Origin of the sequence: Bradyrhizobium brasilense (assembly GCF_029714345.1) — a bacterium.
Taxonomy (GTDB): Bacteria; Pseudomonadota; Alphaproteobacteria; order Rhizobiales; family Xanthobacteraceae; genus Bradyrhizobium; species Bradyrhizobium australafricanum.
This window is the reverse complement of the sequence record NZ_CP121669.1, coordinates 2037931-2050774: the sequence shown is the minus strand read 5'-3', so window position 1 is coordinate 2050774 and position 12844 is coordinate 2037931. Positions and strand designations below refer to the sequence as shown.

The window sequence follows — 12844 nt, the reverse complement described above, 5'->3', positions numbered from 1 at the left end:
CGCGCTCTCACGTACCGAGCTTGGCGAGCAGTGCCGCCATTTCGGGATCGCCGTCGGCAGGAGGCGTCCAGTCGACCTGCACGACCTCGATATCGCAGTCCCGCAAGTCCTTCACAAAGCCTGCCAGCCCGACGTTCACCACGCTCGGCTTGCTCATCAACAAACGCCCGCTCGGCGTCCCTTCCTGCGTGGTCACCATTTGCGGCCTCCCGAGATCCGATGCATCGATCTTAGTAAGAAAGTTTTTACTTTGTCAAACGCACGCAACCTGTCGTCCGAATTCCCGTTGTGTCGCATGATCGTTTAGGCCCCTGCGATTGATCGCGTCGGCGGGCCGTTGCCGGTGAGGCCGGCATGATGCAGCGCGCTGTCGTTGAGCAGCCGGCACTCGATCGCGCGCAACACCATCAGCGCACCTGCAAACGCATCCAGTCCAGAGCTTTGCCCGATCCGCGACAGCGCCGCGACCGCGGACTTGATACGATCCACCCGTCCGCCAATCGTCGCGTCGATGGCCTCATGGAGCGCCGCCGCCGCGAAGCCGAGCACGGCACTGTGCAGGTGGGCAGCACTGATCTCATTGGTCCGACCGAGATGCGCGCGACAGGTCTTCCACAGCGCATCGCGCGTCGCGAGACGGCCGAGGCCGGCGAGCGCGACCAGCGCGCCGCCGATCAGGTCGTCCCCGGATGGCGTGAGCCCGGGACCAAGGCCGATCAATTCGACGATCTCCGGGTAGTCACGCGGTACACATCGCTCTCCGCGAAGCCCGGCCTCGATCAATCGCTTGAGCGCGGCGAGCCCCGGCGCTGCGGCAGCGAGCACCCGCGACGGTGTTGTGGGCGGTTCCGCGCCACCCGAGGCGGCCAACCCCTGCTCGACCGGCAAGCGACGCCAGGCCTGATCGACCATCGCAAGCCCTGCCCGCAAACTGTCGAGCGTCCATTCCGGTGAAGGCGGCGGCGCCCATACGGAGGCCGTCTCGAAACCGGCAAACCGCATACCGTCGACGAGCAGCATCGTGTCGACGATCGCAACCTCTTGTCCGGGAACGAGCAGCCGCGGCTCGATCCCGGTGCACAGAAGATGCAACGGGCCGGAGCCGAGGTCTTTGACACCGATGCAGATCCAGCAATCGTCGAGCACCGCATAAAGGCTGCGCTCGAACACCGCCGCAATACGGCCGCGCCGTCCGCTGCGCAGCGCGCGGCGAGCAAGCACGCCGACCTCGATTACGGCACCGCCATCGAATCGTTCAGACACGGGCGCGCCGGGCAGGTCGCGAAACGTATTGCCTGGCCGCATCACACCGATCTCCCGCTGCGCAACCATGGCGTCAGGACGCGAGCACGGCGGTTCGCGGCATGCTACTCCCGTGGGCCTCTCCGCCGAGATAGGCGGCTTCAAGCGAGGGGTCCTCCGCAATGATTTCGGCCGCACCGCTCTTCAGGATGGCGCCGGTCTCGAGCAGATAGGCCCTGTCGGCAAGCGCAAGGGCTTGCCCGGCCATCTGGTCGACCACGATCAGGGTCATCCCCTCGACGCGAAGCTGCTCGAACGAGGCGAACAACTCGTCGACGACAAGGGGCGCCAGTCCAAGCGACGGCTCGTCAAGCATGAAGACCTTGGGCGCGGTCAGGAGCCCGCGCGCGACTGCGAGCATCTGCTGCTCGCCGCCCGACAAAAGGCCCGCGCGATGGTTGATGCGCTCCTTCAGGCGCGGAAAGCGGGCAAACATCGCGTCGATCTCCGCGTCGAGTTCGAGACCCTTGCGTGCGAAAGCGCCGAGCTGCAAGTTCTGCCGCACCGTCAGTTCCGGAAACACCTGACGTCCTTCAGGCACCAGCACGATGCCGGCCCTGGCGCGGATATGCGCCGGCATCTTGTCGACGCGGGCGCCGGACAGCCGGATCTCGCCGACCGACCGCGGTGGTTCGAGACCGGCAATCGAGCGCATCAGGGTCGTTTTGCCCGCTCCGTTGGCGCCGAGTACGGCGATGGCCTCGCCGGGCGCGACGGCAAGGTCGATCCCACCGAGCGCCCGCGACAGGCCATAGAAGGCATCGAGCGTGCGGACTTCGAGCGCCGTGCCTTGTTTCGCCGGGCGCGTCGCGCGGCGCCGCTCACCCGACGGCGCATCGCCGAGATAGGCCTTGCGGACCAGCGGATCGTTGCGGATCGCCGCCGCATCGCCGATCGCAATGCGCTTGCCCCCATCGAGAACGACGATGAGGTCGCTCAGCGACATGATCATCGGCATGTCGTGCTCGACGATGATGACCGCGATCCCGGTCTCCGCGATGCGACGGAGCAGAACCGTCAGCCGCTGCTTGTCGCCCTTCGAAAGACCCGCGGCCGGCTCGTCGAGCAACAGGACCTTCGGACGCAAGGCGAGCGCCCTCGCGATCTCGACCAATCGCTTCTCGCCATGGGGCAGCGCGTCCGCGCGTCTGCTCAAATCGCCGTCGACACCGGCAAAGCGCAACAGCGACCGCGCAAGGCGCTCCTGCGCGTCATTGTGCAGCGCGGACACGATGTTACCGAGCTTGCCGGCCGTCGCCGCCAGCAGGACGTTCTCGATGATCGAGAGCGAACCGAAGAGCTGCGTCGTCTGGAACGTTCGCGCCACTCCGACACGCGCAAGCTGGTGCGACGGCAAGCCGGTGACGTCGCGGTCGCCAAGCTTCACGGTGCCGGATTTCGGGCGGTAGAAGCCGCAAAGCAGATTCAGCGCGCTGGTTTTCCCCGCACCATTGGGGCCGATGACGCTGGTTACCGTGCCGGGTTCGGCGGTAAACGAGACGTCCTGCACGGCGCGGACACCGCCGAACGAGATCGAGAGGTTTGCGACGTCAAGACGCGACGCGCTGCTGGTTCCGATGCCGAGGTCGGCGACCGGATCGACGCCCACCGCGCCCGTATCGGCCTTCGATCCCGTCGGCAGGAACCTTGCCGCGAATTGCTCGATCAGCCCCATGATGCCAGAGGGCGCGACCCGCAGCACGGCGAAGAGCAGCACGCCAAAGGCAAGCAGACGATACTCCGCGAGATCGGACAGCACTTCCGGCAGCAGCACGACGAGCGCCGCCCCGATCACCGGCCCCAGCGCCGAGCCGGCGCCGCCGACCATGACGCCGAACAGCAGCAGGATCGATTGCAGAAAGGGGAACGAACTTGGACTGATATAGCCCTGGAGGGGCGCAAATAGCGCCCCCGCCAACGCCATCGCTGCCGCCGAGATGATGAACGCCACGGTGCGGACCCGCACGAGATCAATGCCGATCGAGCGCGTCGCAACCTCGGTGTCGCGGGCGGCACGCATGGCGTAGCCCCAGCCGCTGCGCTTCAAGCGCTCGAACAGGATGAGGCCGGCGAACACCAGCACGATGCCCGCGATCGCCAAATGCCGCTCCGACAGCGGAAAGCCGAACACCTGCGGCGGCGCGGTCAGGATCAGGCCGTTGCCGCCGCCCGTAAGGTCGCGCCACTCGATGGTGCCGTGCTCGACGATGAAGCCGAAGGCGATCGTCACCATCGCAAGATATGGACCTCGCACGCGCAAGGCCGGCATCGCGAGCAGACCACCGACGACGCTGACAAGAGCAATCGCTGCAGCCGTCGCCGCAAGATAAGGCCACCCTGCCTTCTCCATCAGGAGCACGGTCGTATAGGCCCCGATCGCCATGAAGCCGATGTGGCCGAGCGAAATCTGCCCGGCGAGACCGAGCAGCACGTTGAGGCCGATACAAGCGATCGCCGTCAGCGCGATGGTCGCGACCAGGAATACGCCGTAGCTATCGGCAACGGCGGCATAGAGGATGGCGGCCGCGAGTGCCGCGACGGCGGCGAGAACAGAGACGCGAGAGGTCATACCTTTTTCACTCCGGCTCGGCCGAGCAGCCCGTGGGGGAGGACGACAAGAATCGCGATCACCGAGGCGAATGTGATGATCTGGGTGTAGACCGACCCCAGATAATTGGTCGCGAACACCTCGATCAGGCCGAGGCAGAGCCCGGCCAGCATCACGCCCCATGCGCTGCCGAGACCGCCGATGATCGCCGCCGCGAAGGCCTTGATGCCGAACAGCGTGCCCATTTCGGAGGACACGTTGAACAGGGGCGCGATCAGCAGCGCCGCAACCCCGGCCAGCATCGCCGAGACCGCGTAGCTTGCCGCGATGGCGCCGCTGACGTTGATGCCCATCAGCCGCGCGGCGTTCGGGTTCTGGACCACCGCGAGCATGGCGACGCCGTGACGCGTCCTGCGACTTAGCAGATGAAGTGCCAGCGCCAGCAGCAATCCGACCACGGGAATCAGGAGCTGCAACGGATAGACCCCCGCGCCCTCGACGATCTGGATCGGCTTGGCCGCCAGGACGGACGGAAAGCTGCGCGGCTCCTTGCCGAAGACGAACATCATCACATTGTCGACGATGATGCCGACCGCAACGGTCGCCATCAGCCAGTTGTCGGAGCCGCGCTGCACGAATGGCCGAACCGCAAAGCGCTCAATCAGCAGGCCATAGACCGCGCAGACGAGCAGAACGGCGGGAATGCCGGCCGCCGCCGGCCAGCCCCACAGCACGAGGAAGAAGTAGCCGGCAACGGCTCCCAAGGTCATCGAGCTGCCCTGGGAGAAATTGACCGTGCCGGAGACGGCGTAGGTAACGTGGAAGCCAAGCGCAAGCAGCCCGTACATGCTCCCAAGCGCCAGTCCTGTTATCACCGCGGGAAGAAATGACATCGATGACCACCCTGCTTGTTTGTCGGACGATCTCGCGCGGTCAGTTCCGTGCGAACGGCATGATGTGGTTGTCCTCGAACCGCGCCCAGATGTAGTCGCCCGCCGTCAGCGCATCGTGCTTGTCCTGCGTGAACGGCTTCTCGTAGGTCTTGATCAAGCCGTCCACGCGGTCGATGGCGTAGAAGCCGTCACGGACGGCGGTCGGTTCGGTGCCACCGGCCTTTTCGATCGCTCGCGCAATGACCAGGATGGAGTCGTAGGCGTTGGCGACGCCAACCGCCGGCGTCACGTCCGCAGGCCCCTTGATGTCCGAATACTTCGCCTGAAGGGCCGACATCACCCGCTTGCCGACCGGCGACAGGTTCCCGAAGAAGCTGTAGGTCTGGACGAAGATCACGTTCTCCGCGCTCGGCCCGGCGAGCTCGGTGAAGCGGCCGCCGGCCGGCCCCCAATGCGAGACGATCGGCGGCGCCCAGCCCATGCGGTCGAGCGATTTCACCACCTGGGAGGACGGTCCGACATTGCCGACCAGGTAGAGCGTGTCGGCGCCTGCCTGCTTCAGGCGCGACAGCTGGGAAACGACATCGACGTCGTTGCCTTCAAACTTCTCGACGCCGGCAGGCTCGATTCCTGCGGCCTTCAATGCCGCCTTCAGGCCATGCTCGTTCGACTCGCCCCAGGGATTGTTGACCAGGATGAGCCCAGGCTTCTTCGCATTGTAGGTCTTGCGCGAGAACTGGACGATCGCCTTGTCGACCTCATCGTCCATGGCGGAGACGCGGAACACGTAATTGGACGGGGCGCCGTTCCGCGTGATGTTGGTCCCGGCGGCCCACGGCACGACGAACGGCACCTTGACGTTGTTGACGAACGGCACGATGGCAAGCTCGACCGGCGTGTCGAGGCCGCCGACCAGGACGGCGACCTTCTCGCGCTGAATCAGCTCGCGCGCCGCGATCAGCCCTTTGGCCGGATTGCTCTCGTCGTCGCGGCGGACGAGCTCGAGCGGACGTCCGAGCACGCCGCCCTTCGCATTGATTTCCTCGATGGCGATCGTCGCTCCGCGGGTGAGCGCCTCGCCGGCGCGCGCCGACTGTCCCGACAGGGCGGTCACCAGGCCGATCTTGATCGGTTCGGCCGAGCGCGCGCCGGACGCGAACGGCAACGCGGCCAGCAGGATCGTCGCTGCGGCGTGCCAAGCCGGCCAACGACGCGCAGGTCCGGACGATATGCTCCTGAAGTTCATCTTCGGTGTTCCTCCGCTGATGGCGGCCTCGGCATCGAAGCCGCCAGTTCCTCCGCTGCCGCTTATGCGCGGACTTGACAGAAGTAAAAACTTTCTTCAAAAATATTCCGATGTCAAGCGAGCGATCAACGGCGCGGAGAAAATTCCGATGGACCCAAGGATTGTCGAGGCCCGCGACGTGTTGATCTCGATCGCGGAAGATGGCGACCGCCTGTCGCGCGGGGAAGCCGTGCTGCGCTCGGATTCTGTCGGACCGGTCCTCGCCGCTCACGGCCGCTATCAGTACAGCGCGATCGGGCAACGTCCGGATTTCAATTGGCCGCAAGGACGGCGGCTTGCCGTCTATGTCGGTCTCAACCTCGAGCATTTCGCATTCGGCGACGGGCTTGGTGCCGAGCTCTGCCCCGGCGGTCCGCATCCGGACGTCCTCAACTACGCCTGGCGCGACTATGGCAACCGCGTCGGCGTGTGGCGTCTGATCGAGCTGTTCGATGAGTTGGAACTGCCGCTGTCGGTGCTCGCGAACAGCAGCATCTATCACTACTGCCCTGAAGTCATGGAGGCATTTCGCGCCCGCGGCGACGAAATCGTCGGTCACGGCCGTACCAATTCCGAGCGCCAGGGTGTGCTTGCGCCCGACCAGGAGCGGCAATTGATCGCGGAAGCGACCGATGTCATCGCGCGCGCCGAAGGGCGCCCGCCGCGCGGCTGGCTGGGGCCCTGGATTTCGCAATCACAGGTCACGCCTGATCTGCTGGCCGAAGCAGGCTACGAGTACCTGCTCGACTGGTGCATGGACGATCAGCCGGTGTGGTTCTCGACGCGGAACGGCGGCCGCATCCTTTCAGTGCCCTATCCGCAGGAGTTGAACGATATCCCCTCGATCGTCGGTCGCAAGGACTCCGGCGAGCAGTTCGCCACCATGATCACCGACACGTTCGAGGAGATGCTGGCACAATCGAAAAGACAATCGCTCGTCATGGGAATTGCGCTGCACCCCTATCTGGTCGGCCAGCCGCACCGCCTGCGTCCGCTGCGGCGCGCCCTGCAGACAATCCTGGCGCGGCGTGACGAGATCTGGATCACCACCGCCGGAGGAATAGCCGCGTTCTCGCGCGCACTGCCCGATGGCATCGTCCCAACGTGATGAAAACAAATCGGACCCCGATCGCCTCGCCGCTGCAACGAACCGGAGACGACCAGTGAGCACTGCCGACACGCTGTTTCGAAACGCCCGACTGGTCGATGGGCGCACCGTCGATATCGCCGTGTGCGATGGCCGCATCACCTCGATCGCGTCGCACTCGCAATCGCCGGTCGCGGCCGGCGAAACCCTTGATCTGACCGGACGCCTGGTGTTGCCGGGGCTGGTCGATGGTCATATCCATCTCGACAAGGGCTTCGTCGGCGACGATTGGAAGTCCCACCGCCCCTGCACCGCCGGTTTCAGCGTGCGCGAGCGCGTCAAGTTCGAAAAGGAGGCGCTAGCCGGCGCCAGGCCGATTGCGGTGCGGGCGGCGGCGCTGATCGACCTCTGCGTCGCGCACGGCACGACCCGGATGCGCAGCCACGTCGATATCGACCTTCAGGTCGGGTTGCGCAATCTCGAACAGGTCATGGCGGCGCGCGACGCGCACCGCGACAAGGTGTCGGTCCAGATCGTCGCCTTTCCGCAAAGCGGCATCGTGACGTCGCCGGGCGTGGCCGGACTGCTCGACGAGGCGGTTCGCGCCGGCGCGGACCTGGTCGGCGGTCTCGATCCGGCGGGTTACGATGCCGACATCGACGGGCATCTCGACGTCGTCTTTGGCATTGCCGACCGACACGGGGTCGGCATCGACATTCACCTGCATGACGGCGGCTTGCTCGGTATCTTCGAGATCGAGAACATTGCACGCCGGACAAAGACCCTCGGGCTCGGCGGCAAGGTCACGATCAGCCATGCCTATGCGCTCGGCGAGGTGCCGCGAGACGTGGTTCAGCGCACCGCGCAGTTGCTCGCCGAGGCCGGAGTCGCGATTTTGACCAACGCGCCCGGAGCGCATGCGTTTCCTCCGGTGTTGCTGCTGCGCGATGCCGACGTCAATATATTCGCCGGCAATGACAACATCCGCGATTCCTGGTGGCCCTACGGCGACGGCGACCTCCTGGAGCGCGCCATGATCGTCGGCTACCGCTCCGGCTTCAGCACCGATGCCGACCTGGCGGCGGCCTTCGACATGGTGACCACCAACGCCGCGCGGGCACTCGGCCTCCCGGACTATGGGGTGGCCGAGGGCGCGGCGGCGGACTTCGTCGTGATCGACGCCCAGCACGTGCAAGAGGCCGTGGTGGCCCGGCCCAGGCCGCGCGACGTCTACAAGAATGGGCGCCTCGTCGCGCATGGCGGCACGGTCGTGACGGCGGCACGTTGATGTGGATGTGGAGACCGGAACATCGGGAAGGTTACCCCTTGACGAGCCACCGCAATAGCGATCTCAATCCCGCGAGCCTGCACGGCAGGGCCCCGCATCCCGTTGAACATGATGGGCGGGGACATGTTATTCGCGCTGGGCTCGTACAACCTGAGAAAAGCTTGTCCCGTGACTGAAACGACAGCATCGACCAACCCGGCCCGCAGCGCCACACGCGGCAGACGGGCACGCGATTCCGCGTTGACGAAGGAGGCGATCCTGCAGGCGGCGACGTTCGAATTCTGCCGCAACGGCATTGGCGGAGCTCGGGTTGAAGCCATCGCGAAACGCGCCAAAGCCAACATGCGGTTGCTGTACGCCTATTTCGGCGACAAGAACGGCCTTTATCTCGCCGTGCTCGAACACGTCTACACCGAGATCCGCGCGGCCGAACAGCAACTCAAGCTCGACGACCTCGATCCGGTCGCAGCCATGCGCGAGCTGATCAACTTCACGTTCACCTTTTTCGGAGCGCACCAGAACTATATTGCCCTGATCAACAATGAGAACCTGCAGCGTGGGCGTAACCTGCGCAAATCGCGCAAGATCGCCGACCTCACGCTGCCCTTGGTCGCGAGCATCGAAAATATCCTTCGCCGGGGCCTTGCGGTCGGGCTGTTCCGTAGCGACGTCGATCCGGTTCAGCTCTACGTCACGATCACGGCCATGAGCTATTTTCATGTCTCCAACCGCTACACGCTGTCGGCGATGTTCGACAAGGATCTGGGAGAGCCGGACTGGCTGGAGAAGCGTCGCCATCACGCGCTTGACGTGATCATGACCTGGTTGACGGCGACGGCGGCCGCAAGCGAGGGAAAACGGAAACCGTCCGCAGCCAGAACACCGGCCGGCGCCGCACGCTAGCTCACGCGCGGCAAATTCCGAACAGCCCGCCGGTGAGCGCTAAGGGTACTCGCGTTGCCTCACCGAGCAGCGACGACGCCGTCGCTGCGGGGATCGCTGGCGCCCTCGAGCAGTCCATCCGGGTGCCAGACGATTGCGCCGGCGTGGCCCATGAATTCTTCGAACGCCCCGACCACCTGGATGTCGTGGCCGAGCGCCCGCAGCGCGTCGATGACGGCAGGATCGAAACGCGATTCGATCTTGAGATTGTTGTTCTCCTCGCCCCATGTGCGACCGAGCAGCCAGCGCGGCGCGGTCACTGTCGACTGAAGATCCTGACCGTGCAACGCGTAGCGGGTGAAGATCGCCGCCTGGGTTTGCGGCTGCCCTTCGCCGCCCATCGTGCCGTAGGACAACAGCCGGCCATCGCTGAGTTCAGCCATTGCGGGCTGAATGGTGTGGAACGGCTGCCGCCCAGGTTCCAGGCGGTTGATGTCGGTCTCGGCGAGACCGAAGCTCGTCCCACGGTTCTGCCAAGTGACCCCGCTTTGGGGCAGGATGACGCCCGAGCCAAACTCCCAATAGATGCTCTGAATGAAGCTGACGCTGAGGCCGTTCCGGTCGGTCGCAGCGAGCCAGACCGTATCGCCCTGGGCCGTCGGGTCAGGCCAGCGCGCTGCATGATCGACGGCAACGGTCTTTTCGAGCGCCGAAATGGACTCGTCGGTGAGAAACTCGGCCGCCGACCGCGCCATGTAGTCGGGATCGGTCACGTAGCGATTGCGGATGCGGAACGACGCCTTCGTGCTCTCGACCAGCCGGTGCAGATGATCGACCCCGTCCGCCTCCTTCGCCATGCGCCGGGCATAGAGCGCAAGAATCAACAGCGAGGCCAGGCCCTGCGTCGGCGGCGGCATGTTGAACACCTTGTGCCCGGCCACATCGACCGACAGCGGTGTCACCAGCGCGGCTTGATGCTGCTCCAGATCGGATAGGCGGAGCGGGCTGCCGAGCCGTTCGAGATCAGCGGCCATCGAACGCGCCAGGTCGCCGCGATAGAAATCGGAAAGGCCGGCTTGCGCCAGCTGCCGCAACGTGGCCGCGACGCGCGGCTGCCGCAACCGTGCGCCGACTGCAAGCGGATTGCCCTGCGGCAGATAGACTTCGGCAAAGCCAGGCACATCCTGCAGTTCAGCGCGCTTCTTCGTGGTGTTGTCGTGCAGGGTCTGGGTCACGGCGACGCCATCGGCGGCATAGCCGATCGCAGGTTCGAGCAGCCGCGCCAGCGGCATGCGCCCCCCATGGCGATCGCGGCTGAGCTCATAGGCCTTCTTCCAGCCATCGACGGTCCCGGCGGCGGTGAGTGCCGCGAGCGGTCCGCGGCTTGGGATGGTGCTGCAGCCATGCTCGCGATACCAGGCGCTGCTGGCGGCCTTCGCCGACCGTCCGCACGCCTGGATTCCGACCGGCGCGGAGCCCGCCCGGCCGACCAGCCAGAAGCTGTCGCCGCCGAGGCCGTTCATATGGGGATAGACCACCGCGATCGTGGCGGCGGACGCAATCATCGCCTCGACCGCATTGCCGCCTTCGGAGAGGACGGCGAGCCCGGCCTGCGCCGCAAGGTGATGCGGCGCGGTCACCATTCCGCTATAGCTTCGCTTGGTCTGCAGCATCAACGCGTTCTCCGAAAGCAGCAGTTTGTAATAATGTTCTTACTTACATTGTCAAGCGGCCGTCGCCTCGCCGCGGCGGCGCGAACGGCTGGCGGAGGTGCCGCGCGAGGTGGATCAAGGCGAAAGCGGAAATCGGCCGCGCAAAGCTGCGCGTCAGCGGCAGCGTGGCGGGTCGCCGAATTCCCGGAGGCCCTGAATCTGTTCCGAAAAAGATGCAAAAAATGTAGTCTCCCGAACCATGGCGACGATCCACGAATTCGGCCCCTACCGCCTCGACGCGGAAGCCGTGATGCTGTTTCGAGAGTCCGAACCGGTCGCGCTCGGGCGGCGCGCGGTGACGCTGCTTCGCCTGCTTGTCGAGCAGGCCGGAACGCCGGTTTCCAAGGACACATTGATGCAGGCGGCGTGGCCGGGGCTTGCGATCGAGGAGAGCAACCTGACGGTGCAGATCGCCGCTCTGCGGCGGGTATTTGCCGACGTCGAGGGCGGTGCGACCTGGATCGAGACCCTGCCGCGCCGCGGCTACCGTTACGTCGGGCCACTGGTCGCTGCCGAATCCGGCGCCGGCCTGCCCACCTCGCCGGCAATAACAGTGCCCGATGGGCCGTCGCTTGCAGTGCTGCCGTTCTCGAATCTCAGCGGCGATCCCGCGCAGGAATATTTTTCCGATGGAATAACGGCAGACATCATCGCCGAACTGTCGCGCTTCCGCTCGCTGTTCGTTGTCGCCCGCCACTCCAGCTTCGCCTACAAGGGCAAGACGCCCGAGATCAAGCAGGTCGGCCGCGAGCTCGGCGTCAGGTACGTGGCCGAAGGCAGCGTGCGCAAGATCGGCAGCCGGATGCGGGTGACCGTCCAGCTTCTCGATGGCGCGAGCGGTTACAATCTCTGGACCGAGCGCTACGACCGCGAACTCGAGGACGTCTTCGCCCTGCAGGACGAGATCGTCCGCGCAATCGTCGCAGCCCTTCCGGGCCGGCTCGAGGACGCCGGCCGCGAGATCGCCAGACGCAAGCCGACCCCGAGCATTACCGCCTATGACCTGGTTCTGCTGGGCAACGAGCGGTGGCGTCAATTGACCGTGAAGGGCATGGCGGAAGCCAGGCAGTTTTTCCGGGACGCCGTCGCGCTCGATCCGCAATATGCCCGCGCTCACGTCAACATTGCCTGGACGATCGTCTGCGACGTGTTTCTCGAATCGCCCGGCATGGCGAAGCTCGACGACGCGTTGAGCGAGATCGAGACTGCGCTCGACATCGACGGCGGCGACGCCTGGGCCCATGGTGTCTTCGCGCAATTGCTGTTCCTGCGTCGCGAGGACGCCAAGGCCGAAATCCATTTCAGCCGAGCGCTCGCGCTCAATCCAAACGACGCCGACGTCGCCGCCGTTTTCGCGAACATTCTGGTCTACTGGGGACGGTGGCGAGAGGCCCTCACCTGGATCGGTGCGGCCAAACGACTGAATCCCTTCCCGCCCAATCTGTACCACTGGTACCACGCGCTCGCGCTCTATTCGGGGCGCCAGTACGATGAAGCAGTCAAGACGCTGATGGAGGCGCGATCCCCCGACCGCTGGTCGCACAGTCTGCTTGCCGCCTGTTATGCGCAGATGGGTCGGCTCAGCGAAGCGCGATCCGAAGCCGAAGCGTTCGTCACGGAACGTTGTCGAGAAATGAGCGCGAACGGCGCAACGCCGCCAGCGAACACCCTCGATCTCGTTCGAGCACGGGCCGAAAGGTACAGAATTTCTGCCGAACGCGAGCACTTCCTCGACGGCCTGCGCAAGGCCGGCCTATCCGGCTGAGCCGTAACGAGCGTCACAACAGGCTGTTCGAAATTGACCGACGGCGGTGCTCCACCTCGGCTTGCTTCAACCTCAAATTTCT

At 65.3% G+C, this 12844-nt stretch carries 10 protein-coding genes; 4 read left to right on the top strand and 6 right to left on the bottom strand.

All coding sequences use genetic code 11. The annotated features are described in order from the left end of the window. Positions 1-7: 7 nt before the first annotated feature. The 5 genes from QA635_RS09475 to QA635_RS09455 all read right to left on the bottom strand — a co-directional run bounded on the left by QA635_RS09475 (position 8) and on the right by QA635_RS09455 (position 5908). Positions 8-199, bottom strand: coding sequence for a hypothetical protein (locus QA635_RS09475; RefSeq protein ID WP_283068479.1), 192 nt, complete (start codon positions 197-199; stop codon positions 8-10). Positions 200-303: 104 nt separating this feature from the next. Beyond that, complete coding sequence (locus tag QA635_RS09470; RefSeq protein WP_283068477.1) at positions 304-1305, bottom strand: oxamate carbamoyltransferase subunit AllH family protein; 1002 nt, start codon at positions 1303-1305, stop codon at positions 304-306. Between the two features lie 31 nt (positions 1306-1336). After that, positions 1337-3871: a branched-chain amino acid ABC transporter ATP-binding protein/permease gene (locus QA635_RS09465; protein WP_283068476.1), complete on the bottom strand. Its 2535-nt coding sequence runs from the start codon at positions 3869-3871 to the stop codon at positions 1337-1339. Beyond that, on the bottom strand, positions 3868-4743 hold the full coding sequence (locus QA635_RS09460; RefSeq protein WP_076826929.1) for a branched-chain amino acid ABC transporter permease: 876 nt from the start codon (positions 4741-4743) through the stop codon (positions 3868-3870). The genes QA635_RS09465 and QA635_RS09460 overlap by 4 nt, the downstream gene beginning before the upstream one ends. 40 nt (positions 4744-4783) lie before the next feature. Further along, on the bottom strand, positions 4784-5908 hold the full coding sequence (locus QA635_RS09455) for an ABC transporter substrate-binding protein (RefSeq protein ID WP_283071545.1): 1125 nt from the start codon (positions 5906-5908) through the stop codon (positions 4784-4786). A 229-nt stretch (positions 5909-6137) separates the two neighbouring features. On the opposite strand from QA635_RS09455, the gene QA635_RS09450 reads away from it, so the two are divergent. The 3 genes from QA635_RS09450 (at position 6138) to QA635_RS09440 (ending at position 9306) form a co-directional block, all read left to right on the top strand. After that, positions 6138-7136 carry a polysaccharide deacetylase family protein gene (locus tag QA635_RS09450; protein ID WP_283068473.1) on the top strand — a complete coding sequence of 333 codons (999 nt, stop codon included), beginning with the start codon at positions 6138-6140 and terminating at the stop codon, positions 7134-7136. A gap of 55 nt (positions 7137-7191) precedes the next feature. Beyond that, positions 7192-8403 carry an amidohydrolase family protein gene (locus QA635_RS09445; RefSeq protein WP_283068471.1) on the top strand — a complete coding sequence of 404 codons (1212 nt, stop codon included), beginning with the start codon at positions 7192-7194 and terminating at the stop codon, positions 8401-8403. A gap of 123 nt (positions 8404-8526) precedes the next feature. Continuing rightward, on the top strand, positions 8527-9306 hold the full coding sequence (locus tag QA635_RS09440; RefSeq protein WP_283068469.1) for a TetR/AcrR family transcriptional regulator: 780 nt from the start codon (positions 8527-8529) through the stop codon (positions 9304-9306). 59 nt (positions 9307-9365) lie between these two features. Here QA635_RS09440 and QA635_RS09435 read toward each other — a convergent pair whose 3' ends face one another. After that, the gene (locus tag QA635_RS09435; protein WP_283068468.1) at positions 9366-10958 is read right to left on the bottom strand and encodes a gamma-glutamyltransferase family protein; all 1593 of its coding nucleotides are present in this window, start codon (positions 10956-10958) and stop codon (positions 9366-9368) included. A 238-nt stretch (positions 10959-11196) separates the two neighbouring features. Between QA635_RS09435 and QA635_RS09430 the strand changes: the two genes are divergently transcribed. Then, entirely contained in the window at positions 11197-12762 is a 1566-nt protein-coding gene (locus tag QA635_RS09430; protein ID WP_283068466.1) for a winged helix-turn-helix domain-containing tetratricopeptide repeat protein, read from the top strand. Positions 12763-12844 lie beyond the last annotated feature (82 nt).